Here is a 25,027-nt window from a genome sequence, read left to right as displayed (position 1 = left end):
CGGGATGGTCGGTTCACCCAAGAAGTGCGAGCGGGACGACGGCGACCCCGTCCCGGCGCCGGTAGGCCATCGAGCCGGTGGTGAGGACCACCTTGTCCCGTAACCGGTCGCCGATCTGATCGCCCAGCCAGTGCAGGTGGCGGGCGTCGGCGTCATCGACGGTGCGAGCCAGCTTCACCTCGAAGGCCACCACGGCGCCGTCGTGGCGTTCGAGGAGCAGATCGACTTCGTGGTCCCCGCCGCGGGTGCGAAGGTGGTGGGTCCGTGCCTCGCACGCCGCGCCGGCGGCACGCACCGTGAGCGTGGCCAGGGATTCGAACAGTCTGCCGAACAGCTCCGTCCTGCCACGAGCTCCGGAGAGAAGGGCCTCTTCGGCGGTGTTGAGCAGGGAGGCCGCGATGGCAGGATCTGCGAGCTGGTGCTTCGGCGCCTGCGTGAGGCGAGTCAGCGGTGCGTTCCCCGGCATCCAGGCCGGCACCGGATCCAGGACCCATAGACGAGTCAGGGTCTCTCGGTACGTACGGGAGGTGTTCTTGGACGGCTTGTCCGCGTCGCCCGGCGTCGCGGCGTCGAGGAGCTTCACGTAGTCCCTCGTGGTCGAGGATGCGGCGGCGTACGCGGTCATCCATGCCCGCATCGCCGCTGGCCGTCGGACCGTCGTGCCGCTCTCGGGGACATCCCGGTCGATGATCCGGGCGATGTAGCTCTCGAGGGTGGGCCGACGGGCGCGGGCCGCGAGCGCACGCACCTCGGGGAAGCCCGAGGCGCAGATCTCCCGCGCGTAGTCGGCGAGGCGGACGTTCGACTCCCCCTCGATGGCGGCGCCGCCCTCGAAAAGGTGCCGGATCAGCACCGTCGGGGTTGTCCCCGGGCGTTCCGCAAGGCTCATCGGGCGCATGCGCAACGACAGGATCCGGCCAGCACCGGTGTGCGTCTCTGTGCCGGGAGCTGGAGATGCGCTGCCCGCGAGGAGATAGCGATGCTCGGTTCTCGCATCGACGGCTCGGCGCACGTGGTCCCAGAGCTGGGGGAGGTGCTGCCATTCGTCAAGGAGGACGGTTGCGCCTCGTGCGAGGGCTCCGTCGGGATCCGCCTCCACCAGCCGCCGCACCTCGGGGTCGTCGAGAGCGAAAACGTCGTCGGCGCGGCGTCCGGCTGTCTCAGTCTTCCCGACGCCGCGTGGGCCGTCCAGGGCGATGGCGCGAAGGTGGGGGAGGAGCTCGTCGAGCTCGTCGTCCACATAGCGCCGGAGGTATCCGCCATCGATCTGCGTGAGTGCCATAAGACCTCCTGCCAGGAGGCTATCCCCTGTTGGGCGTCCTGCCAAGCGTCTGTTGGGCGTCCTGCCAAGCGTTTGTTGGGCGTCCTGCCGCACAGCTGCTGGGTGTCCGGGCAGGCGACTACGAGCGACCTGCCACGGCGTCCCCGGGTGTGCGTGCACCCTCCCACGGGGCATCCTGCCGAGGGGAGGGGCGGAACTTCTCCAGCTCCGAGCTCGCCCGCACCAGCGCCCGGATCTCCGCGCGGCCGCCGGTGAAGGCGCCGAGGGCACGGGACTGCAGCGCCACGTTGCCCAGCGCCGTCGCCTCCATGGGGCCGGCCACCACGTCGATCCCGAGGGCGTCGGCCGTGAGCTGGTTGAGCAGGGCGTTGCGGCTGCCGCCGCCCACCACGTGCAGCCGCGTCGGCTGCGGCACCCCGGCCAGGGCGCACGCGGCGCGCAGCTCGTCGCGGTACGTCTCCGCGAGGGACTCGAGAATGCAGCGCACCAGCTCGGCCGGGGTGGAGGGGGCGTGGTGCTCCTCGGTGAGCGGGCGGGCCGCGGCGGTGACCCTGTCCGCCATCGTCCCGGGCGCGAGGAAGGCGGGAGCGGTGGGATCGAAGCGGAAGCGATCCCCGGGCACGGCCGCGGCCGCGGCCAGCAGCTCCGCGAGGTCCACCTGCGCGCCCTCCTCCTCCCACTGCCGGATCGACTCGCTCACCAGCCACATCCCAGCCACGTTCTTCAGCAGGCGCACCGTGCCGTCCACCCCGTGCTCATTGGTCAGCCCCGCCTCGCGGGCCTCCTCGGTGAGCACAGGAGCCTCCACCTCCAGGCCGATCAGCGACCACGTCCCGGAGGAGATGTAGGCGACCGGCCCCGGACCCTCGGCAGGCACCGCGAGCACGGCGGAGGCGGTGTCGTGCGAGCCCACCGCGATCACCGGCACCTCGCCGATCCCGAGCTCCGCCCCGAGCGCCGGACGCACCGTGCCCAGCTGCTCGCCGGGGGCGATCAGCGGGGCGAGGAGGGCGGGGTCCACGCCCACGGCCTCGCGCAGCGCGGGATCCCAGCCGCTGCCGTCGGCCGCGAGCATCCCCGTGGTCGAGGCGTTGGTGCGCTCGGTGCGCCGCCGCCCCGTGAGCAGGTACCCGATCATGTCCGGGAGCATCAGCAGCGTGCTGCCGGCGGGCAGGGCGGCCAGGCGGTGCTCCGCCGCGAGCTGGTAGAGGGTGTTGAAGGGCTGCTGTGCGATGCCGGTGCGGGCGAACTGCTCCGCGCGGGGGACACGACGGGCGAGCTCCCCGGCGACCCCGTCGGTGCGGGAGTCGCGGTAGGCGATCACCTCGCCCTGCCGCTCCCCGCTGCCGGGCACGGCAGCGCCGCCTGCGTCGAGGGCGTCGGGCCCCACCAGCGCATAGTCCACCGCCCAGGAGTCCACCCCGATCGACGCCAGGCCCGGCAGGCCCCGCACCAGCGCGAGATCGCGCGCCTCGGCGAGGCCCCGCCGGATCTGCGCCCACAAGGCGTCGAGGTCCCAGCACAGATGCCCGTCCCGCTCCACCAGGTGGTTCTCGAAGCGGTGCGCGGGCACCAGCTCGATCCGGCCGTGGTCCACCACGCCGAGCATCACGCGGCCCGAGGTCGCGCCGAGGTCGATCGCCGCCACCGCGAGCGGTCCGTCGGCCCCGTCGGCCGCCGTCGCGAACGGTGTGTCGGCCGCTCGCGCGCCGGCCTCCTGGCCGCGTGCCGCGCCGCTCATCGAAGGAACGCGGCCGCGACCCCGGCGTCCACCGGGAGGTGCAGGCCGGTGGTGTGGGAGAGGTCCCCGGCGGTGAGCGCGTACACGGCGTTCGCCACGTTCGCGGGCAGCACCTCGCGCTTGAGCAAGGTGCGCTGGGCGTAGAACTCGCCGAGCTTCTCCTCCTCCACGCCATACACCTTCGCCCGCGAGGCGCCCCAGCCGCCGGCGAAGATGCCGGAGCCGCGCACCACCCCGTCGGGGTTGATGCCGTTGACGCGGATCTGGTGCTCGCCGAGCTCCGCCGCCAGCAGCCGCACCTGGTGGGCCTGATCCGCCTTGGTGGCCGAGTAGGCGATGTTGTTGGGGCCGGCGAACACGGAGTTCTTCGAGGAGATGTAGATGATGTCCCCGCCCATGCCCTGCGCGATCATCACCCGTGCCGTCTCGCGGGAGACGAGGAAGCTGCCGCGCGCCATCACGTCGTGCTGCAGGTCCCAGTCCTTCGCGCTCGTCTCCAGCAGCGGCTTGGACAGCGACAGCCCGGCGTTGTTCACGATCAGGTCCAGGCCGCCGAAGGCCAGCACCGCCTCGGCGACCGCCGCGACCACGGCGTCCTCGTCGGAGACGTCCGCACGCAGTGCGACCGCGTGATCGGGCCCGCCCAGCTCCTCGGCCACGGCCAGCGCGTTCTCGAGGTTCAGATCCGCGATCACCACGCAGGCGCCCTCGGCCACCAGGCGCTCGGCGGTGGCCTTCCCGATACCGGAGCCGCCGCCGGTCACCAGCGCCACGCGGGTGGCGAGAGGCTTGGGCTTCGGGCGGCGCTGCAGCTTGGCCTCCTCCAGCGCCCAGTACTCGATGCGGAACTTCTCCGACTCCTCGATGGGGGAGTAGGTGGAGATCGCCTCCGCGCCGCGCATCACGTTGATGGCGTTGACGTAGAACTCCCCGGCCACCCGGGCGGTCTGCGTGTCGGCGCCGAAGGAGAACATGCCCACCCCCGGCACCAGTACGATCGCCGGGTCCGCGCCGCGCATCGCGGGGGAGTCGGCCTCCGCGTGGCGGGCGTAGTAGGCGGAGTAGTCCTCGCGGTAGGCCTCGTGCAGCTCCGTCAGCCGGGCGATCGACTCCTCGATGCCCGCCTGGGCCGGCAGGTCCAGCACCAGCGGCTTCACCTTGGTGCGCAGGAAGTGGTCCGGGCAGGAGGTGCCCTGATCGGCCAGCGTCCAGAGCTTCTCCGCGGCGAGGAACTCGTGCACGGTCTCGGTGTCCGTCCAGTGCCCGACCATCGGGGCGTCGGTGGAGGCCAGGCCCCGGATCACCGGGAACAGCGCCGACGCCTTCGCGCGCCGCTCCGCCTCCGGCAGCGCCGCCCGCGCGGGGTCGTGCGCGCCGAAGGGCTCCGGGGCGCCGGTGCGCTCGATGAACGCGGTGGCCTCGGCGATGATCCGCAGCGAGTTCGCCTGGGCCTCCTCGGAGGTCGCGCCCCAGGCGGTGATGCCGTGCCCGCCCAAGATGCAGCCGATCGCGCCGGGGTTCTCCCGCTGCACCGCGGCGATGTCCAGGCCCAGCTGGAAGCCGGGCCGGCGCCACGGCACCCACACCACGGACTCCCCGAAGCACTCGCGGGTGAGCCGCTCGCCGTCGGCCGCGGTGGCGAGCGCGATCCCGGCATCGGGGTGCAGATGGTCCACGTGCGCGGCGTCCACCAGGGCGTGCATGGCGGTGTCGATGCTGGGCGCGGCCCCGCCCGTGCCGAACAGGCAGTGGTCGAAGGCGGCAACCATCTCGTCCTCGCGCTCCACCCCGGGGTAGACCTCCTGCAGGGCGCGCACCCGGTCCAGGCGCAGCACGGCCAGGCCCGTCTCCTGCAGGGTGCCGAGGTCCCCACCGGAGCCCTTCACCCACAGCAGCTCGGTCTCCTCGCCGGTGACCGGATCGATGGCGGAACCGGTGGCGGAGGTGTTGCCGCCGGCGTAGTTGGTGTTGCGCGGATCCGCGCCCAGCGCGTTCGAGCGGGCGAGCAGCGCCGCGACGGTCCGGGCGGCCGACGAGCCGGCTGCGCCGGCGGCGGTGGTGTGCGTGCTGGTCATGCTCAGGCTCCCCATCCCATCTGGTTCCCGCCGACGCGCTCGGCGGCGATCTTCTCCTCGTAGCCGCTCGCCCGGAAGGCGGCGAACGGATCGGCCGGCAGGCCCCGCTCTTCGCGGAACGCCGCGAGCGCCGGGCGCACGTCCGTCCAGAACGCGTCCATGAGGATCCCGTGCGCCTCGAGCACGTCGTGCCGCGACTGCGCGTCCGCGAGGGCCTCGCGGTCCACCAGCAGCGCCTTGGCGAGGGTCTCCTGCACGTTCAGCACCGAGCGGATCTGCCCCTGGATCTTCGACTCCAGGTTGTGGCACTCGTCGAGCATGAAGTTCACGCCGGAGGCGGGGCGGTGCGCGTCCTGCTGCACGATCTCGAACAGGATCCGGAACAGCTGGAACGGATCCGCGGCGCCCACTATCAGGTCGTCGTCGGCGTAGTTGCGGGAGTTGAAATCGAACGCGCCCAGGCGCTGCTGCCGCAGCAGCTGCGCCACGATGAACTCGATGTTCGTGCCCGGCGCGTGGTGGCCGGTGTCCAGCACCACCTGGGCCTGCTCGCCGAGGGCCAGGCAGTGCAGCAGGCTGGTGCCCCAGTCCGGCACGTCCGTGTGGTAGAACGCCGGCTCGAAGAACTTGTACTCCAGCACCAGGCGCTCGCCCTCGCGCAGCCCCGCGTAGATCTCCTGCAGCGACGCGGCCAGATGATCCTGCCGGGCGCGGATCGAATCCTGCCCGGCGTAGTTGGTGCCATCCGCCAGCCAGATCTTCAGCTCGTGCGAGCCGGCCTCGCGCATCACGTCCAGGCACTCGAGGTGGTGGGCGATCGCGCGCCGACGGATCGCCGGCTCGGAGTGGGTGAGCGAGCCGAACTTGTACTCGTCGTCCTGGAAGGTGTTGGAGTTGATCATCCCCAGGCTCACACCCAGCTCGTCCGCGTGCGCGCGCAGCGCCGCGACGTCCTCCACCCGGTCCCAGGGATGGTGCAGCGAGACCCGCGGGGCCAGGCCCGTGTACGCGTGGGTCTGCGCGGCGTCGGCGATCTTCTCGAAGGGGTCCCGCGGGGTGCCGGGGGTGGAGAACACCTTGAAGCGCGTGCCGGAGTTGCCGTAGGCCCAGCTGGGCACCTCGATCGAGAACTCCTCGAGATCGCGGGCGACCTCGGCGGGCAGGACGGTGGGGGTGGGCATGGGTGGCTCCTTCGGGACGAACTGCCCGTCTTCGGTGACGGGTTGGTGTGCACTGCATCGGTGACGCGGATCTGCCCGATACCATGCTTGAAACGACTCAACCTTGAATCTATCATTCGACTGAAGGTCTGAACAAGCACGGATCGGCCCCGCCCAGACCCCCACCACCCCGCCGGAGGAGCCCCGATGGCCACCGAGCTCGACGCCCTGCTCGCCGCCAGCCCCGCCCGCAGCCCGCACCGCTGCTGCTTCCTGCTGCACGTGCGCCCGGAGAGGCTGGTGGACTACGTGGCCGCCCACCAGGAGGTGTGGGCCGAGATGCGCGAGGCGCTGACGGAGGCGGGATGGCGCAACTACTCGCTGTTCCTGCGCGCCGAGGACGGCATGGTGGTGGGCTACTTCGAGGCCGACGACGTCGACGCCGCGCAGGAGGCGATCTCCCGGGCCGCGATCAGCCCGCGCTGGGAGGCGGCGATGAGCGAGTACTTCGCGCCCGGCGGCGGGGAGAAGCAGGTGCTGCCGCAGTACTTCCACCTCGCCTGACCGGCGGCGGTGTCCCCGGCGCTCGCAGGCAGGACCGGTGCGCTGCGTCGGGCCGACCCTTCGCTCACCGTCCGAGACCATGCCGGAAAGCGCTTGACCACGGTGTCGTCCCTGCCTAGTCTGTACCGCAGCGACCGGCCGCGACGATGACGCGCACGCGCGGGATCCTCCGCACCCGGCCCGCCTCCCACCCCCAGATCGGAGCCCGCATGTCCCGCACCGCCACCGCCCCCGCCGCGATGGAGCAGCGGCTGCGCACCCTGACCCGCGCCCTCGAGCACGGACCGCTCACCGCGGAGGCGGAGCTCGCCTGGAATGCGCCCTACGGCCGGCAGGAGATCTGGGATCTGCGCATCGAGGACCGTGAGGCGCCCGGCCCGCACGGCCCGGTCCCGGTGCGCGTCTACACCCCCACCGCCGAGCCAGGGGGGCCGCGCCCCGTGCTCGTGTTCTGCCACGGCGGCTCCTTCCAGCACGGCGACCTCGACATGCCCGAGGGCGATCACACCGCCCGCGGGATCGCCGGCCGGGCGGACGCGGTGGTGGTCTCGGTGGACTACCGGCTGTGCGACGAGCCCGCCGGCGGCAGCCCTGCCCGGCGCCTGCCCGGCACCTCGGAGACCCTGAACGTGCGCGCCCCGATCCCCTGCGACGACGTGATCGCCGCGGTGGAGTGGACCCGCGCCTCCGCGACGGAGCTGGGCATCGACCCGCAGCGCCTGGCCCTGGGCGGTGCGAGCGCCGGCGGCAACCTCGCCGCCGCCGCGGCGCTGCGCCTGGCCGAGCAGGGCCGCGCCCCCGCCGCCTCCCTGCTCATGTACCCGGTGACCCACCCGCTGAACCCCGAGCCCACCGCGGAGGAGGCGGAGGCGCTCGCCGGCCTGCCCGAGCACCTGGCCTTCTCCCCGGCGAAGATGCGACAGATGAACGAGAACTACCTCGGCGCCCCGCTGGAGCGCGCCACCGCCCACGACTTCCCGGGCCTGGCCGGCCCGGAGCAGCTGGCGCTGCTGCCGCGCACCTACGTGGAGTCCGACGAGTACGACGACCTGCGCGCCAGCGCCCGCGGCTACGCCGAGCAGCTCGCCGCGGCCGGTGTGGAGGTGGAGCACGTGGTGCGCCGCGGCGTCACCCACGGCCACCTGAACAAGGTGGGCCTGCCCCAGGCCGCCGCATCCCGCGACCGCATGGCCGCGATCCTCCAGGAGCTCTGAGCACCATGCCCGAACACGGAATCCTCACCGACCGCGCCCACACCGCCGCGGCCTACGCCGCCGGCGCCGACTACGTCGAGCCGACGGTGCTGCGCAACCTGCTGGTCCAGGACGAGCACGGCACCTGGCAGGAGGCGCCGCACACCGACGCCTGGCAGCCCGCGCCCTCCTTCGCCGTGATCGCCCCGGCGGATCTCGGCCTCGCCGACCCCGCCGCCGATCAGGACCGCCTCGCCCGGCATCTGCGCCTGGTGATGACGGCCGCCGCCCGGCGCGCCCGGCCCGGGGCGAGGATCGTGCTGGGCAGCGGCGCCGCCCGCCGCACCCCGGACGGCGTGGAACCGGCCGCGGCCCGTGCGCAGCTCGCCCGCAGCGTGCGGCTCGCCCGCGACCTCGCCGCGGAGCAGGGCCTGGAGGCGATCCTGGAGCCGCTGCACCGCGGCGAGACCGACCAGATCACCACCCTCGCCGGCGCCATCGCCTTCCTCGACGAGCACGACCTCGGCGACATGCGCGTGGTCGCGGACCTCTTCCACCTCATGCGCGAGCACGAGGACCTCGAGGTGGTGCGCCGGCACGCGGGCCGCATCGCCCACGCCCACCTCGCCGACACCGACCGCCGCCCGCCCGGCCAGGGCGACTGGCCGTTGGCCGCGTTCCTCACCGCGCTGCGCGAGGGCGGCTACCAGGGCGCCGTCTCGATCGAGTGCGAGTGGCAGGACCTCGCCGCCGAGGCGGCCGACGCGCTGGCCGCCGTGCGCGCCGCGGACCCGTCGGCCGCACCGGCCTCGGCCCCCACCGCCCCGTCGGCCGCGCTCCCCGCCGGCTCGAGCGCCGACGGGCCCCGCGAGGCGGCCGTCACCGCCAACGGCGGCTGGTGCTGGTTCCAGGACGAGCGCGCCCTGGTCGACGCCGCGACCGGCACCCTCCTGCTCGGCGCGGTCGCCTCCGTGGGCGGCGCCGACGGCGAGCGTCGCGGTGGCGACGTGGACCTGCACGTGGTGGACCTCGACCGGCTGGGGGAGGAGGGCGCCGCCTCCACGCTCACGCTGCATCCGGGCCTGGAATCCGACGACCACGACAACCCCGCGCTGTGGCGCCGGACGGACGGGCGCTGGCTCGCCGTCTACAGCCGTCACAAGAGCGACGACCTCACGCGGTGGCGGCTCAGCGACAGCGCCGACCCCGCCGGGAGCTGGGGCCCGGAGCGCTCCTTCGACTGGACCGCGCTGTTCGGCAGCGCGGAGGAGGCCGAGCGCCTGGGCGGGCGCCGCGGCGTCACCTATCAGAACCTCCACGCCCTGGACGGGGTGCTGCACTGCTTCGTGCGCGCGATCAACGACGACCCCTGCTACCTCGTCTCCCACGACGACGGCGAGACCTGGGAGTTCGGCGGCCGCCTCCTCACCCGCGAGAAGGTCGGCTACGTCAACGGCTACGCCCGCTACGCCTCCGGCACCCGCTTCGGCACCGAGGACCGCATCGACCTGATCATCACCGAGCACCACCCGCGCGACTACGGCACCTCCATCTGGCACGGCTACCTCGCGGGCGACCGGCTCCATCGCGCCGACGGCACCGCCGTGGGGGCGCTGGGCCGCGGCCTCACCGACCCCACCCCGCGCGCCGAGGACCTCACCTGCGTGCTGGAGAACGGCTCCACCCGGGACGGCGCGGTGCTCACCCACGCCTGGACCACGGACCTGCGCCGCTTCCCCGACGGCACCCTGGTGGCGCTCATGACCGCCCGGGCCGACGACACCCTCGGCACCGCCACCAGCCGCCACGAGACCGACCCCATCGACCACCGCTTCCTGCGCGGCGTGCTGCGCCCGGGCGAGTCGGCCTGGCAGGTGCGCGAGCTCGCCGTCGCCGGCCCCCAGCTGATGCCGCACGAGGAGGACTACACGGGCCTGGCCACGGTGGATCCCGACGATCCCGACGCGCTGTGGCTCTCCACCCCGGTGGATCCGCGCGACGGCGGCGCGCTCGCCCACCACGAGATCTTCCACGGCGCGACCGACGACGACGGCGCCACCTGGCGGTGGAGCCCCGTCACCGAGGGCTCCGCGGCGGACAACTTCCGCCCGATCGCGGTGCCCGGCGACCCGCACCGGGCGGTCCTCGCCTGGTACCGGGGCGGCATGCGCTCCTCGCAGCGCTACGACGCCGAGGTGCGGGTGCGCGTGACCCCGCGCTGACGAGGCCGGCCCCGCGGCCTCCGCCTCCGGCGGTCCCGCGCGGCCCACGGCTCCGGCCGTCCGGCGCGGCCCGCGGCTCCCGACCCGGTGGTCGGTTCCGCCGCCGCCGTTCTCGCGGGGGCCGCGGCCGCCTACAGTGCCTCCATGAACACCGTGCCCCGCCCCCAGGAGGGCGCCCGTGCAGCGGCCGACGCCGCCGACACCGCCGTCGAGGACGTCGCCGAGCACCCCGTCTTCGAGGCCGTGGCCCGCGGCGGCTTCGTGATGAGCGGCCTGGTGCATGTCCTGATCGGCGCGATCGCGCTGAGGATCGCGACCGGCGGCTCCTCGCAGGAGGCCGATCAGAGCGGCGCCCTGCGCGCCGTCGCCGCGGCGCCGGGCGGCGAGGTGCTGCTGTGGATCGGCGGCATCGCGATGGTGGCGCTCACCCTGTGGCACCTCGCGGAGGCCTGGATCGGGGCCCGCTGGAAGGAGCAGGGCCGCGACCGGCTGAAGCACGTGGCGCGCACCCTCGGCAAGGCGGTGGTGTACGGCGCCCTCGCCGGGACCGTGCTGCGCTTCGCCGCCGGCGGCGGCAGCGACTCCGGCGAGCAGACCTCGCAGCTCACCGCCGGCCTGATGGGCAATGCGGCGGGGCGGGCCGCGATCATCGCGCTGGGCCTGGTGGTGATCAGCATCGGCCTGTTCCACGTGTACCGGGGCGCGAGCCGCGGCTTCGAGGACCAGCTGCGGGTGCCGCCCGGCCGCACCGTGGCCCGCACCGTGGTGGTCACCGGCGTGGCCGGATACATCGCCAAGGGCATCGCCCTGCTGGGCGTGGGCATGATGTTCGGCTGGGCCGCACTCGGCGCGGACCCGGAGAAGGCCACCGGCCTCGACGGCGCCCTGAAGACCATGGCGGAGCTGCCCGCCGGAGGGATCGTCCTCGCCGTGGTGGCCGCCGGTCTCATCCTGTTCGGGATCTACTCGGTGCTGCGGGCGCGGTACGCACCGATGTGAGGGGCGGAGCTCCACAGACGCCCGACCACCCACGGCGGCACGCTGAGGCCGATCGCGATCGTCAGCGGCGCCAGCAGCCACAGCGGGGACAGCAGTGCGATCAGCGGCGGGGCGGCGAGCGCGGCCACGGGGCGGGCACGGACCAGGCGCAGCGCCTCGAGCAGGATCGCCGCCCGCTCCCCGTGCTCATCCCGGGAGGCGGCGACCACGTAGGCGCTGAGCATCGCGATCAGCGCCCAGAGCAGCGGCAGCAGCACACCGACCGCGAACACGCGCAGCGAGGCGTCGAGACGCGGGAGCACCAGGGCGTTCCCCGCGATGCCGCCGGCCACCAGGAGCAGCAGCAGGGAGGCCGGTGCATCGCGCACCAGGGTGCGGCGTGCATGCCGCAGCGTGGTGGTGAACGCCGAGTCCTCGTACTGCTCGAGGTCCGAGGTGACCCGGGTGGCGCCGGCGAGCGCCGGGACGATGCCCACCACGGTGAGCACGCCCAGCAGGGCCGCCCAGTTCGCCCCGAGGAAGGCGGCGGGCTTGACGAGCAGGCGCACCAGGCCGCGTGCCTCGAGCGGGTCCCGTCGGCCGATCCCGCGCTCGGCGCGGTCGAGCCCCTCCGGCGCCGTCTCCCGTGTGGCGGTGGGCGACGCCGGAGCGCCCGGCGCAGGGGTGGCCTGCGCCGGGCGGTCCTGCCGTCGTCCGTCTGCGGAGGTCACTTGATCCCCGAGGCGGCGAAGCCCTGCACGAAGTAGCGCTGGAACACCAGGAACAGCACGATCATCGGGACCGCGGCCATGGTGGTGCCGGCCATCAGCAGGTGCCAGTCGGTGGTGGCCTCCTGGCGGAAGGACGCGATGCCCACCTGGATCACGCGCAGGTTCTCCGAGGTGGTGACCAGCAGCGGCCACAGGAAGTTGTTCCATCCGGCCTCGAAGCTGAGCAGCGCCACCGTGAGCAGGCCCGGCTTGATCAGCGGAGTGATGATCCGGGAGTAGATCCCGAACTCGCTCACGCCGTCCAGTCGCGCCGCCTCGATCAGCTCCGTCGGCGTGCCCACGTAGAACTGACGGAAGAGGAACACCATGAAGGGGGAGACGGCACCGGGCACGATCAGCGCCCACCACGAGTCGATCCAGCCGATCCCGCCCTGGCCGAGGATCGAGTTGCCCCCGAACAGCGGCATGTGGCGCACCATCAGGAACACCGGGATCACCGTCGCGTAGAACGGGATCATGATGCACGCCACCGTCCAGGCGAAGACGAACTTCGAGGCCGCGAACCGCAGCTTCGCGAGCGAGTACCCGCACGCCGAGGCGAACACGACGTTCAGGATCGCGGCCGCCGAGGCGAGGATGAAGCTGTTGCGGGCGTAGATCCCGAAGGGGGCGCGCTCGAGCGTCTCGGCGAAGTTCTCCAGCCGCCAGTCCTGCGGGATCAGCGGCATCGGCACCTTCGCCATCTCCGAGGGATCGCGCATCGCCGACAGCGCCATCCACAGGAACGGGGTGGCCATGATCAGCGCCGCGATCACCAGGAAGGCGAGCATCAGCGCATTGCCCACCCGCTTCTGCCGCCGGAGGCTGGTCTGGCGCACCGACCTGTCCGGATGGCGGCCGGGAGCGGAGACGTCCACCCGGGTGGGGTCCGCGGCGGGGGAGAGGGTCGGGGAATCAGTCACCATCGGTGCCTCCGACGATCCGGCGGGAGAAGAACGTGAGCACGATCAGCATCAGCAGCAGGATGATCGACTGCGCGCTGGCCAGCCCGAAGCGGAACTCCTGGAACGCCGTCTGATAGATCCGGTACGTCACCACGTTGGTGGCGTTGGCCGGGCCGCCCTCGGTGAGGATGTAGATCAGATCGAACGTCTGGAAGTTCGCGATGAGCGCGGTGACGAGGATGAAGAACGTGGCCGGCCGCAGCATCGGGACGGTGATGTGGAAGAACTTCTGCACGAAGTTCGCCCCATCGATGTCCGAGGCCTCGTACAGCTCCTCGTTCACCCCCTGCAGCGCCGCCAGGTAGATCAGCATCTTCAGGCCGATGCCCTGCCAGATCGTCACCAGGATGACAGCCGGCAGCGCGAGGGTCGGGCTGGTGAGGAACGGGAGCGGCCCGATCCCGATCACGCCGAGGACGGTGTTCATCAGCCCGCTCGAGGACGGCGAGTAGATCCACAGCCAGATCATCGCCACGGCCACGGTCGCCGTGATGTGCGGCAGGAACACCATCACGCGGAAGACTCCGCGACCCGGGAGCGCCCGGTTGAGGATCACCGCGAACACCAGCGCCAGGAACATCGAGATCGGGATCCCGACACCGGCGATGATGACGTTGTTGAGCACGGCCTTCCAGAAGATCGAGTCCTGGAAGATCCGCACGTAGTTCGCGCCGCCGTTGAACTCCGGTCGGGTCACCACGTCGTACGCCGTCAGGCTGAGCAGGAAGGCGACGACGATCGGGATGCCGATCCAGATCAGGGTGTGCAGCGCGGCCGGCGCGGCGAGGATCAGCCCCCAGCGCGCCTCGGCGGCCCGCGGGCCGCTGCGCCGACGGTGGGGGGCCGTCGGCGCGGCGACCGGCGCGCTCGGACTCGTCGTGGACGCTGTCATCGGCTCAGATCCTCGAGATCGCGTCGTCGGAGAGGGTCTTCATCTCGCTCAGGGTGGTCTCGACGTCCGCCTGCCCGGTGAGGCATGCCTCGATGATCGGCTGCAGGTTGCCGCGGATCTCCATCCATGCGGCGGAGCCGCCCTCGGCGGCGCCGGCCTTGTCGAGGTGCTCGAGGGCGAAGCTGGTGAGCAGGTTCTCCGAGATCTCGGGGGTCTCGGGGATGTCCGCCGTCGGCGGGACCTTGCCGAGCGCGGCGTTGCCCTGGGCGAGCATGGCCGGATCCATGAAGTGCTGCACCAGCGCAGCTGCTGCGTCCTGGTTCTGGGAGCGCTGGCCGACGGAGACGGTGGTGCCGCCCTGGAACATCACGGGGTCGTTGCCGTCGCCTCCCGGCAGGAGGAACATCCCCACCGCGCCGTCCTCGGTGAGCTCCGGCATCATCGTGGACCAGTCGTTCCACGCCGCCGTGCTCAGGAGCTGCATCGCGGCCTCGCCCCGCATGAACGGCGTGGGCTGTCCCTCGGCGGCCTGCATGTTGTAGTCCACTCCGCCGCTGTCGATCAGGTCCAGGATCCACTGGGTCGCCTTCGCCCCCGGCTCCTCGTGCATGGTGGGCGTCATGCCGTCCTCGCTGAACAGGGTGCCGCCGAAGGCGTACAGAAGGTGGATCCACGCTTGGCGGATGTTGGTGGTCAGCAGATCCAGGCCGACCACGCCGTCCCCCGTCAGATCGTTCGCGATCTGGGCGAGCTCCTCGAGAGTGGCGGGAGGTTCGGTGATCCCCTTGGCCTCGAACATCTCCTTGTTGTAGACCACGAACCGCAGGTCCATCGCGATCGGCAGCGAGTAGTACGAACCGTCGAAGGTGGAGGAGGTCAGGATGGCCTCGTCCAGACCGATGCCTTCGACGTAGTCGGTGGGGAGCTGGGCGAAGATGCCCTTCTCGGCGAACGGGGGCGTCCACCCCACGCCCGCCATGATGACGTCGGCGACGACGCCGCCCGCGATCGACGTCGAGAGCTTCTCGTTGAGCTTGTCCCAGGCCACCTGGTCGACGGTGACCGAGACGTCGGGGTTGTTCTCCATGAACTGGTCGATCATGTCGTCGAGCCCGGCCCGGGCGTCGCCGGTGAAGTCAGGGGTGAGGACCGAGATCTCGCCCGAGAGCGCTGAGACCTCGGCTCCCATGTCCACCGGGCCGTCGGCGGTGCCACCGCCGTCGGAGGAGCCGCATGCGGCCGCAGTGAGTCCGATGCCGGAGGCGCCGGCTGCGGTGAGCAAGGAACGTCGTGAGAGCATCTCTGCTTCCCTTCGAGGGTAGGGCGGTAGGGGGCGAGCGTCGGGCGGGTGCGGGGGAGTCCGGAGGCCGTCCTCGGCCACCGGTGCCCGAGAACAGGGCGAGCGGCGGATCTTCGATGATCCGTGTGTCACAGATCTCGTCCTGTTCGGAGATGAATCTGAGGCCTGAACCTGCGGAAGATGAGTAGTTGCCACGGGTTGCCGAGAGCGCTTTCCGAGGGGCCCGCGAGACGAGAGGGTCGCATACCCCCAGGCCACGGGCCTGCGCAACGTTGCACTCGCCATGTACATCGATGCAAAGCGGGTCCTGCTGTTATGTGAATGGAATGTTCATCAGCGGTCACAAAGGCGCAGTCGGCGATTCCGGGCAGGTGTCGGTTCGCGTCCTCGCCGGCGCTGCGGCGTGACCGTTTCGTGATGCGAGACTCTCGACACCTCTTATTGCAAGGGTTAACGTAAGGGCTGTCACGACAGGTGAGCAGTGGAGCTCCCCCTCGTCGCACTGTCGACGGGCAGAGATCGTGGCCCGACGAAAGGCACGATGATGAGCGCCTCCTTCTCCTTCGATCGATCCCATCGCCCCGGCGTCTCGCGCCGCGGCGTGCTGGCGGGCATGGGGGCCGCCGGTGCCGCGCTGGGGCTCGCTGCGTGCGGCGGCAGCTCGAGCTCCGGCGGGGTCCCGGAATCCGATGAGAGCCACACCTCCTTCGTGATGACCGTGTGGGGCGGTGAGGCGGACAAGGAGGCGTACCAGGCGCGCATCGACCTGGCCAAGGAGAAGTTCCCCGAGTACGACATCACCCTGCAGCTGATCCCCTCGGAGAACTACGAGCAGAAGGTCCAGACGATGATCTCGTCGAAGACCGGGCCCGACATCATGCAGGTCGCCGAGAACGTCAATGTCTACGCGTCCAAGAGCCAGCTGGTGCCGATCGATGACCTCCTCGACGAGGCAGGGCTCGATCTGCAGGCGACCTTCGGCCCCGTCGGCGCCAACTACACCTGGGACGGCGCCACGTACGGGGTCCCGGATCGCTCCGGCGCGATGGTGATGTACTACAACAGGGACCTCTTCGACGAGGCCGGCATCGAGTACCCCACGGCGGAGTGGGACTGGGACACCTTCCGCGAAGCCGCCAAGGAGCTCACCGATCCGTCGAAGGGGCAGTTCGGATACGGCGGCGTGGGCTGGTGGCCCCAGTGGTTCTCCCTGGTGGCGCAGAACGGCGGCCATGTGCTCGACCCGGAGACGGGCGCGCCGAAGGTGAACTCTCCCGAGGCCGTGGAGGCGCTCCAGTTCGCCTACGACCTCTACTTCACCGACAAGGTCGCCCCCACCGCGGTGGACTACTCGAACATGGGGCCGGACATGGGGGCGGACGGGGCCTTCCAGCAGGGCCTGGTCGCGATGAACTCCACCGGCTTCTGGGCCGTGGGAGGCAACGCCGGCATCGAGGGCCTGAACTGGGACATCGCGCCGTTCTTCCACGGTGCGGAGCAGGCTGTGAGCGCGTTCGGCTCCGCCCTGGTGATCCCGACGGCCGCGAAGAACCCCAAGGGCTCGTTCGAGATCATCCAGTTCCTCACCTCCGCCGAGGGGCAGAAGCCGATCGCGGACAAGGGGCAGGACGTCCCCGCGAACCTCGAGCTGCAGGCGAGCGACGACTTCCTCGACCCGGAGTGGCTCGACGCGGACATCAACCTGCAGGCGTTCCCCGACTCCGCCGAGATGATCTTCACGCCCACGTTCATCCCCGAGTGGAACGAGATGCAGAAGGCGATCACCGACGCCATGGCGTCCTTCTGGCTCGGGGAGTCGGACGCGCAGTCCACCGCGGACGATCTCCAGGGCCGTCTCGAGCGGGTCATCCGCTCCGCGGAGTGACCCCGTGATGACCTCTACGGACACCGGCCTCCGGGCCGATGCGGACGCCGCGCCGCAGCGGTCCGGGCGCCCCCGTGCGCAGACGGCACCGCATCGCCGCAAGGAAGCGCTCACCTTCTACCTGTTCATCTCGCCCTGGATCATCGGCTTCGTGGGGTTCCTGCTGGGCCCGATGCTGTTCTCGATCTACCTCTCCTTCACCCGGTGGGACTCCTTCACCGCGCCGGTATGGGTGGGGCTCGACAACTACATCACCCTGCTCACCGATGACCCGATCTTCCTGCGCGTCATGGGGAACACCGCGTACTACTCGCTGATCTCCGTGCCCCTCGGCATGGTGGTCTCACTGTTCATCGCGAACCTCCTCAACAAGAAGGTCCGGTTCCGCAAGGTGTTCCGCACCCTCGTGTACCTGCCCCACCTCATCCCGATCGTGGCCGTCGCGCTGATCTTCCAGATGGTCTTCGCCCCCGAGGCCGGGCCGCTGAACCAGGCGCTCGCGATGGTCGGCATCGAGGGCCCGAACTGGCTGATGGACGAGAACTGGGTCAAGCCGGCGCTCATCCTGATGTCGCTGTGGCAGGCGGGAGGCGGCACGATCCTGCTGCTCGCCGGCATGAACGGCATCCCCAAGGAGATGTACGAGGCCGCGGAGATCGACGGGGCCGGCGGGATGCGCCAGTTCTGGTCGGTCACCTTCCCGCAGCTCACCCCGGTCATCTTCTTCAACCTGATCATGGGCATCATCGGCTCGTTCCAGGTGTTCGCACAGGTCTTCATCCTCACCGGCGGGGGGCCGGACAACGCCAGCCAGATGGCGGTGCCGATGCTCTTCGATGAAGCGTTCCGCTTCTACCACATGGGGTACGGCTCGGCGATCGCGTGGATCCTCTTCGTCGTGATCATGGCCTTCACCGCCCTCGCCTTCGCGACCTCCGGCCGCTGGGTGTTCTACGAATCGGAGGTGCGCTCATGAGCCTCACCACTGCCGCACCGGCACCCGCCCCCACCGCCGCGACGCGCGACGCGCGACGTCCTCGGCGCCCGCGCACTCTCAGCGCGTTCCGCAGCGGCCCGTTCACCTACGGCCTGCTGCTGATCCTCTCGACCATCTTCATGGTCCCGCTCGTGTTCGTCATCTCGATCGCGCTCTCCTCGGACGCCTCGGTCTCGAGCGGCCAGCTGTTCGTGCTCCCGCGGGAGTGGGAGTTCGCGAACTTCGCGCGGATCTTCCAGACCAGCCTGCCCGTGGGCTCCTTCCTGGTGAACTCCGTGATCATCTCGGTGACCTCCGCGGTGGGGCAGGTCCTGTCCAGCTCGATCGTGGGATACGCCTTCGCGAGGCTCCGCGCTCCCGGGAAGAAGGTCCTGTTCTTCGTGGTCATCGCGACGATGATGATCCCCGCGCAGATCACGATGATCCCGCAGTTCTGGATCTTCAGCGAGCTGGGGTGGGTGGACACGTTCCTCCCGCTGATCGTCCCGCAGTTCTTCTCCAACGCGTTCAACATCTTCCTGGTGCGGCAGTTCGTCACCCGCATCCCGTTCGAGATGGACGAGGCGGCGCAGATCGACGGCCTGGGGCACTTCGGGATCTACTCCCGGCTGATCCTGCCGCTGATGATGCCGATCCTCATCGCGATCGCGATCTTCACCCTCACGGCGATGTGGGGTGACTTCATGGGGCCGCTGATCTACATCAACTCGGAGGACAAGATGCCGCTCGCGCTCGGTGTGCAGTACCTGACCTCCACCAGCCAGGAGCTGCAGACCCCTCCATGGAATCTCATCATGGTCGGCTCGATCTTCCTGTCCCTGCCGATGATCATCATCTACTACTTCGGCCAGAAGTACATGTACGAGATGAACCTGTCGGCCGGCAGCGCGGGGGCGAAGTGATGGCGAACTCCCTCGACCTCTCGCCCGGCCGGCTCGCCCTCGACGGCACCCCCTCCGTGCTGCTGTGCTCCTCCGTCTTCCCGTTCCGGATCCCGCGGACCCAGTGGGACCACCGCCTGCGGCTGGTGCAGGAGTCGGGCTACCGGATGGTGGACCTCTACGTGCACTGGGGCTTCCACGAGGAGGAGCCGGGGCGGATCGACTTCGACTCCCCGGAGCGCGACCTGCGCCACTTCCTGGACCTCGCCCGCCGGCGGGATCTGCTCGTGATGGCGCGGCCGGGACCGTACATCTGCTCCGAGACCGACGGCGGCGGACTGCCCTGGTGGCTGCATGGGGAGGCAGCGGGCGCTCCCGCCGCGCTGCGCACCTCCGACCCGGACTATCTCGCGGCCGTGGACCGCTGGTACGGCGCGGTGATGCCGATCCTGGCCGCGGCGCAGACCGATCGGGGCGGCGCGGTCGCCCTGGTGCAGCTCGAGAACGAGCTGGACTTCTACGACTGCCCGGACCCGGACGCATACATGGCGCATCTCGCCGAGCGTGCCCGAGAGCTCGGGATCGTGGTGCCGCTCATCGGCTGCGCAGGGCAGGGAGACCTCGCCGGCGCGACCGGCGGGGCCGACGGCCTGATCCCCACGGTGAACCTGTACCCGGACGACTCCTCGCCCACCTTCGACGCCGAGGCCAGGCACTACCACGGAGCGCTCGAGGCCTCGGGACTGCCGCTGATGGTGACCGAGACGAACCGGCTGCACCGCACCCTGCGGCGGGAGATTCTCGCCGGAGCCCGGCTGGTCGCCCCCTACCTGCAGACCTCGGGCTTCGATCATCTGGTCCTGCCCTCGGCCGGGAACTGGGGCGATCCCGGGAACCTCATGACCCACGACTACGACTTCGGGGGATACCTCAGCCCGGACGGTCGGCGCCGGCCGGAGTACGACGAGGCGATCGCGCTCGCCGCGACCCTCTCGGCCTGGGGGGAGCGACTCGCGACCGCCGCCCCGGAACCGCTGGACGCCGCCGCGCTCGAGGGGGTGGAGTCCGGAGGGGCCCTCGCCCTCGCCGGCGGCGGCCACCTCGTGGGCCCCGCCGAGCTCGACGGTCTGCAGCGCCCGGTACGGCTCCGCTCCGCGGCGCTCGCCGGGGCCGACGGCTCCACCGACGGCGTCGCCGCCGTGCTCGAGCCCGGCGGCTGTCCGTTCTGGTCGCTCGACGTGCCCCTCGCGCCCTGGGGCGTCGAAGGGACCCTCGCCGTGGCGACGGCCGAGCTGGTCGCCGTGGAGCCCGCCGTGCCGGATCGGGAGGAGGGGCTGCTGCTCACCTTCGAAGGGCGGGAGTCGTCCCGGATCGAGGTGGTGCTTCCCGTGGACGGCGGCGCCACCGAACGCCTCCGGCTCGACGGCCCGGGCACTGCGCGTTCCATCGCACCGGGCACACCGGTGACGATCGTGCTGCGCCCCCGTCCCGCCGGTCGCGCGGATCCGGAGCCGGTGCTGCGCCGCGCCGACATGGAGCTGCTGCCGCTCGGGGGCGTGCTCGACGAGGCCGCTGCCGCGCCGCAGGAGACGGGCGGCACGACCTCGCTCGGCGCCGAGGCGCGAGGGCTGCCCGACGGGCGCCTCACCGCCGAGTTCGAGCTCTCCGCGGAGGCGTCGGAGGTGCTGCTGCTGGGCGCCGCCGACCTCGTGCGGGTGGGCGTGGACGGGGTCGACCAGGGCGTGCAGGTCACTCACGGCGCCCCGCTGTCCTTCCCCCTCACCCCCGGCCGTGCGCACCGCCTGCGGGCCACGGCGGAGATCTGGGGGCGGGCGAACTTCGACGACGCGCGACGTCCCGCCCTCGCCCTCGGGGCCGGACGCGGCGTGGGCCGGGTGCTCGAAGTGCTCTCGGCCCAGGACGCGACCGACCTCTGGGAGGTGCGCCGGCTCCCCGACCGTCGTGCCCTGGGCGAGCTCGACCAGCCGCCGCTGCGCGGCCTCGGCGGCTGGTCCAGCACGAATCCGGGGGTGCAGACCACCTACGTGCGCACGCTGTCCCGTGGCACCGACGGCGAGGTCGCGGTGCTCCGGCTGGTGGGGCTCACCCATCCCGTGCACGTCGCGCTCGACGGCGGCGAGGAGCAGAGGGTGATGCCCGAGGCGCCCGTGCTGGTGCTCGCACCGGACGGGACGCACGGCGGCGACATCGAGGTGCGCGTCCGTGCCCCGCACGTGCCCGGAGGTCTGCTCGAGCGGGTCGAGGTGCTGAGCGCCCGCAGGCCGCGACGCACGGCGCTCCGCACGCTCACCGAGGCGGGACTCGCCGCACTCCTCACCCGCCGCGCGGTGGAGGCGGGCGGCGACGGATGGCGCCCGCTGCGACACATCGGGTCGAGCACGAGCGCCGCGTCGTCGGCCGGCCTGCACATCGCCGCGGACGCACCGGTCCTGCTCCGGATGCGCGAGGGGTCGGAGGAGTCGACCGGAGCCGCCGGCGGCATGCTGCTGGAGGTCGACGGCGACGACGTCCAGGTCACGGTGATCGCCGGGGGCCGGCGCGTCTCCCGCCACGTCCTGGGCCGTCCGGTGACAGCGGGCGGGAGCCCGCACCGCTCGTGGATCCCCGCCGGATGGCGGGCGCCCGAGGAGCCCGAGGTCCTGCTGCTGGTCGAGGCGCTGGAGGCGCGAGGCGGTATCTTCGACGGGGTGAGGATCGCGCCGACGCCCCGGTGACGCGGCGAGGGCGCGACACGGACGGGCCCCTTCGGGGCGGTGAGCTCTGCGCAGGGCGGTGAGGACAGGAGGCATCGGTGGCGGCGAAGTCGTCGAAGGACATCCGCAACGAGAGCCGCTTCATGGTGCTCCGCACCGTCTTCGCCCAGCACACCGTGACCCGTGCCCAGATCAGCGCGGAGACCGCCCTGAGTCCCGCCACGGTGACCACCCTGGTGGGCGAGCTGGTGGAGGAGGGCGTGCTGCGAGAGGCCGGTCAGGTCTCCTCGCAGGGCGGCCGCCCCACCACGCTGTTCCAGGCGAACCCCGGCCGCGGTGCGCTTCTCGCCGTGGACGTCGCCGAGACGTACGTGCGGGTTGACCTCTTCGATGTCTCCCTCGCACGCCTCGACCAGGAGCGGATGGAGCTCGCCCCCGGCGCGCAGACCATCGAGACGGTCGCCGAGCACATCCGGGGCTGCGTGGAGACGCTGCTTCATCGGCACCCGGAGCTCGAGGGCGATGTCCTCGGGGCTGGGATCTCCCTGCCCGGTCAGGTGGACCCGGTGCGCGGAGTCGACGTGTTCGCGCCGAACTGGGACTGGCACGAGGTGCCGCTGTGCGCGGCGCTCGAAGAGGCGGTGCCCGTGCCGGTCCGGGTCGACAACCCCTTGATGGCCCTGGCCACCGGGGAGCTCTGGTTCGGCGCAGGGCGTCGCTTCCGGCAGTTCGTCTCGGTCAACCTCGGCACGGGCGTGGGCGCCGGGATCATCGTGGACGGTCAGCTGCTGCGCGGGCGGGGCAACTCCGCCGGGGAGTGGGGGCACACCACGCTGATCTGGAACGGACGCACCTGCAGCTGCGGGCGCAGCGGATGCGTCGAGGCGTACGTGGGCGTCGAGGGCATCCGCGCCACCCTCGCCGAGATCGCGCCGGAGCACGAACTGCTCGAGGTGCCCCATCACCGGGACTTCATCGAGCGGCTGATGCGGGCGGAGGTCGCCGGGGACGCCGCCGCTCAGCGCGCCCTGCTGCGCACCGGTGACTACCTGGCCGCCGGGATCGGGAACCTGGTGAACCTGCTCAACCCCGAGCACGTCTCCGTGCTCGGCTGGATCACCCGCTACGCCGGCGCCGAGCTGCACGACAGGGTGCGGGAGCGCATCGCCCAGGAGTGCCTCCCGGGCCCGTCGAGCACTCTCAGCATCGAGTTCACCGAGGCGGACGGCGAAGGTGTCAGCCTCGGCATGGCGGTGCTCGCCCTCGAGGCGTTCCTCGAGCGTGTGGGCCTGCCCAGCCCGTCGAGCGCGCTCACCCCGGCACCTCCCGCCTCGGGCGGAGGGTCGGCGCCAGGCTGGGCCGTGCCGCACGGCGGGCTCGCGGCACGACGCCGCTGAGCCCGCCGCCTGCTCCGCCCGGTGTCAGTCCTTGACCACCACGATCCAGCTGACCTGGATGTCAGGGGACCTCGTCGGATGGAGAGTCAGGACGATCTCGCCCGCGGTGCCCGAGGCGATACCTGTGTAGGCGGCGGCCTCAGCGGTGCCGGTGAAGAGCCGCTGCTCCTCGACGAGCTCTCCGTTGACGCTCACCTGTGCGGCGCGGTTCGCCCACGGCCACGGGTCGTAGTAGCCGACGTGGACCGTGTAGGTGCCCTGCGGGAGGTTCGCGAAGCGATAGACGAGGTCGTCGTGGTTCGTCGCGTACCGCAGCGAGCGGTCGAGGGAATCGGTGTCGGAGCCTGCAGGCAGCGAGCGCCCCACATGGCCCCAGACCGCACCCGTCGAGGGATCCGCGCCATAGGGCTGATCGGCGACGGAGTTCTTCGGATCCGGGCCCTGCGCATGCTTTCGCAGGGCGAGGTAGTCGCTCGTCTCCACGCCTCCGGCATTGACCAGATAGACCATGTGCTGCGGGACGACGAGCACCTCGCGGCGCACCGTGAGCGCTTCGGGACCGGCGAGCGTGCCGAGGATCGGAACCATCCCGGGACGATCGAGCGCGCCCTCCCAGCTGATCTTCCGCTTCGACACCGTCCCGTCGGCGAGACGCAGGGTGCCGTTGCGGGGGAGCTTCTGCCCCTCGCCGAGCCCGACGGCGGCCGGAAGATCGACCTCGACGGTGTAGGCGGGCTGTGCAGGCTGATCCTCCCAGCGCCAGGAATCCTCCCAGATCAGGGACATGCTCGTCCCCTCCCCGAAGCGCAGCGGCAGCCACACGTACGGCGCGTTGGCGAGATCTGACGGCGTCCACCGATCGCCCATGTACACGTAGGTGCCACGGTCCGGATCGACGGGGATCACGCAGGTGCTCTGGGAACCGTGGGTGGTCGCCGCTCCGTCGCCGCTCACCGGATTCCCGTGATCGGTCCACTCGCCGAGGATCTCCGTGGCTGTCGCATACTGCGCCGGGTTCGGGTCCCAGCCCGTCGCACCCGAGGTGATGAGGAAGTAGGTGCCTGCTCTCTTGAACAGCGCCGGCGCCTCGCGGTGTGCCCCGATGTACGGGCGGATGAAGTCGACGCCCTTCACGGCGCTCTCGGGCGGCGTGGCCAGCGCGGTGAACGACGGGTCGAGCAGGGAGATGAACAAGGAGTAGTTCTCCTCGCTCGAGTAGATGATGTAGGCGGTGCCGTCGTCGTCGAGGAAGAGGTTCATGTCCCGGGCCATCCCGGGGTTGTCCGGCTGCCAGTTCGGCTCTCCCTCCGGGGCGTGGTGCAGCCGGTAGCTGTCGATCCAACGGAACGGTCCGGTGGGAGAGTCCGAGACCGCGACACCGGCATTGGCCTTCGCGTACTGGGCGTTGGAGGTCTCGGACGGCCCGTCGGCGTGGACCCACATCACCCAGGTGCCCTGGGCGGCGTTGTGGAGCACCTTGGGGCGCTCGAGGATCGCTGCGGGCACCGACGAGTCGGGGGCGGGAGTCGTCACCAGATCGCGGATGACCGCCGCCTTCTGCTCGTCCGTGTACTCCGAGTAGAGGTTGACGAAGTACGGGTCCTCCTCGAGCTGCTCCGGGGCGGTCAGCGCTCGGAGCGCGAGCCCCTCGTCCGTCCAGTCGTAGAGGTTGCGGGAGGAGTAGACATGGACGCCGGGGGAGGAGCCGTAGCCGTTGCTCCGGTCCTCGCCGTACCAGTAGTAGGTGGTGCCGAGGTCGTCCTCGGCGATGACGACCTGGCCACCGTGGGCCTGGATGACCTGGCCGTTCGTGTCGAGCCACGGCTGGCCCGGCGTGAACGCGGTGCGCGGGGATGAACCGTCGGCACGAGCAGGAGCCGAGGCCAGCATCGCGAGCGGCGGTGCAGCCAGGGCTGCGGTGAGGATGCTCCTGCGGCGGGGAGCGAAGTGGGGATTCATGGGCACGGGAGGACTCCTCGTCGAGTCGTGCGGGGATCGGCAGGGCACTCGC

General features: G+C 71.4%; 18 protein-coding genes. 9 read left to right on the top strand and 9 right to left on the bottom strand.

All coding sequences use genetic code 11. From position 1 onward, the window contains the following. Positions 1-13: 13 nt before the first annotated feature. The 4 genes from DWV08_RS12440 to rhaI all read right to left on the bottom strand — a co-directional run bounded on the left by DWV08_RS12440 (position 14) and on the right by rhaI (position 6,279). Positions 14-1,240 carry an ATP-binding protein gene (locus DWV08_RS12440; RefSeq protein ID WP_244923643.1) on the bottom strand — a complete coding sequence of 409 codons (1,227 nt, stop codon included), beginning with the start codon at positions 1,238-1,240 and terminating at the stop codon, positions 14-16. Positions 1,241-1,400: 160 nt separating this feature from the next. Next, the gene (locus DWV08_RS12435) at positions 1,401-3,023 is read right to left on the bottom strand and encodes a rhamnulokinase (RefSeq protein ID WP_115414087.1); all 1,623 of its coding nucleotides are present in this window, start codon (positions 3,021-3,023) and stop codon (positions 1,401-1,403) included. After that, positions 3,020-5,098, bottom strand: a complete 2,079-nt coding sequence (locus DWV08_RS12430; protein ID WP_115414086.1) for a bifunctional aldolase/short-chain dehydrogenase — start codon at positions 5,096-5,098, stop codon at positions 3,020-3,022. Before DWV08_RS12430 ends, DWV08_RS12435 begins: the two co-directional genes overlap by 4 nt. 2 nt (positions 5,099-5,100) lie before the next feature. Continuing rightward, complete coding sequence (gene rhaI / locus DWV08_RS12425) at positions 5,101-6,279, bottom strand: L-rhamnose isomerase (protein WP_115414085.1); 1,179 nt, start codon at positions 6,277-6,279, stop codon at positions 5,101-5,103. 186 nt (positions 6,280-6,465) lie between these two features. Here rhaI and DWV08_RS12420 point away from each other — a divergent pair, with 186 nt between their 5' ends. The 4 genes from DWV08_RS12420 to DWV08_RS12405 all read left to right on the top strand — a co-directional run bounded on the left by DWV08_RS12420 (position 6,466) and on the right by DWV08_RS12405 (position 11,236). Then, positions 6,466-6,822, top strand: coding sequence for an L-rhamnose mutarotase (locus tag DWV08_RS12420; protein WP_115414084.1), 357 nt, complete (start codon positions 6,466-6,468; stop codon positions 6,820-6,822). Positions 6,823-7,031: 209 nt separating this feature from the next. Then, the gene (locus tag DWV08_RS12415; protein WP_115415020.1) at positions 7,032-8,036 is read left to right on the top strand and encodes an alpha/beta hydrolase; all 1,005 of its coding nucleotides are present in this window, start codon (positions 7,032-7,034) and stop codon (positions 8,034-8,036) included. A gap of 5 nt (positions 8,037-8,041) precedes the next feature. Further along, positions 8,042-10,237 (top strand): sugar phosphate isomerase/epimerase family protein, encoded by a 2,196-nt coding sequence (locus DWV08_RS12410; protein WP_115414083.1) that lies wholly within the window; start codon positions 8,042-8,044, stop codon positions 10,235-10,237. Positions 10,238-10,381: 144 nt separating this feature from the next. Then, positions 10,382-11,236, top strand: coding sequence for a DUF1206 domain-containing protein (locus DWV08_RS12405; RefSeq protein ID WP_115415019.1), 855 nt, complete (start codon positions 10,382-10,384; stop codon positions 11,234-11,236). On the opposite strand, the gene DWV08_RS12400 is transcribed toward DWV08_RS12405, so the two are convergent. From DWV08_RS12400 to DWV08_RS12385, 4 genes are read right to left on the bottom strand one after another with little or no spacing between them, the layout of a single operon-like run. Then, positions 11,200-11,946: a hypothetical protein gene (locus tag DWV08_RS12400; RefSeq protein ID WP_115414082.1), complete on the bottom strand. Its 747-nt coding sequence runs from the start codon at positions 11,944-11,946 to the stop codon at positions 11,200-11,202. The two genes, DWV08_RS12405 and DWV08_RS12400, sit on opposite strands and share 37 nt — an antisense overlap. After that, positions 11,943-12,911 carry a carbohydrate ABC transporter permease gene (locus tag DWV08_RS12395; RefSeq protein WP_115415018.1) on the bottom strand — a complete coding sequence of 323 codons (969 nt, stop codon included), beginning with the start codon at positions 12,909-12,911 and terminating at the stop codon, positions 11,943-11,945. The genes DWV08_RS12400 and DWV08_RS12395 overlap by 4 nt, the downstream gene beginning before the upstream one ends. Further along, positions 12,901-13,842 (bottom strand): carbohydrate ABC transporter permease, encoded by a 942-nt coding sequence (locus DWV08_RS12390; RefSeq protein WP_115414081.1) that lies wholly within the window; start codon positions 13,840-13,842, stop codon positions 12,901-12,903. Before DWV08_RS12390 ends, DWV08_RS12395 begins: the two co-directional genes overlap by 11 nt. Positions 13,843-13,846: 4 nt before the next feature. Continuing rightward, a complete protein-coding gene (locus DWV08_RS12385; RefSeq protein WP_162801570.1) occupies positions 13,847-15,142 on the bottom strand; it encodes an extracellular solute-binding protein in 1,296 nt (431 codons plus the stop codon). A gap of 541 nt (positions 15,143-15,683) precedes the next feature. Between DWV08_RS12385 and DWV08_RS12380 the strand changes: the two genes are divergently transcribed. From DWV08_RS12380 to DWV08_RS12360, 5 genes are all read left to right on the top strand, one after another. Beyond that, the gene (locus DWV08_RS12380; RefSeq protein WP_244923642.1) at positions 15,684-17,027 is read left to right on the top strand and encodes an ABC transporter substrate-binding protein; all 1,344 of its coding nucleotides are present in this window, start codon (positions 15,684-15,686) and stop codon (positions 17,025-17,027) included. A 7-nt stretch (positions 17,028-17,034) separates the two neighbouring features. Then, a complete protein-coding gene (locus DWV08_RS12375; RefSeq protein ID WP_115414079.1) occupies positions 17,035-18,003 on the top strand; it encodes a carbohydrate ABC transporter permease in 969 nt (322 codons plus the stop codon). Further along, complete coding sequence (locus tag DWV08_RS12370) at positions 18,000-18,926, top strand: carbohydrate ABC transporter permease (RefSeq protein ID WP_115414078.1); 927 nt, start codon at positions 18,000-18,002, stop codon at positions 18,924-18,926. Before DWV08_RS12375 ends, DWV08_RS12370 begins: the two co-directional genes overlap by 4 nt. Beyond that, positions 18,926-21,640, top strand: coding sequence for a beta-galactosidase (locus tag DWV08_RS12365; protein ID WP_115414077.1), 2,715 nt, complete (start codon positions 18,926-18,928; stop codon positions 21,638-21,640). The genes DWV08_RS12370 and DWV08_RS12365 overlap by 1 nt, the downstream gene beginning before the upstream one ends. A gap of 77 nt (positions 21,641-21,717) precedes the next feature. Beyond that, entirely contained in the window at positions 21,718-23,016 is a 1,299-nt protein-coding gene (locus tag DWV08_RS12360; protein WP_115414076.1) for an ROK family protein, read from the top strand. 24 nt (positions 23,017-23,040) lie between these two features. Here the strand turns inward: DWV08_RS12360 and DWV08_RS12355 are convergent, their stop codons facing one another. Beyond that, positions 23,041-24,975, bottom strand: coding sequence for a glycoside hydrolase family 43 protein (locus tag DWV08_RS12355; protein ID WP_241237264.1), 1,935 nt, complete (start codon positions 24,973-24,975; stop codon positions 23,041-23,043). Positions 24,976-25,027 lie beyond the last annotated feature (52 nt).

This window comes from Brachybacterium saurashtrense (assembly GCF_003355475.1).
GTDB classification, from domain to species: Bacteria; Actinomycetota; Actinomycetes; order Actinomycetales; family Dermabacteraceae; genus Brachybacterium; species Brachybacterium saurashtrense.
The sequence above is the reverse complement of the archived record's forward strand: the minus strand, read 5'-3'. Positions and strand labels throughout refer to the sequence as shown.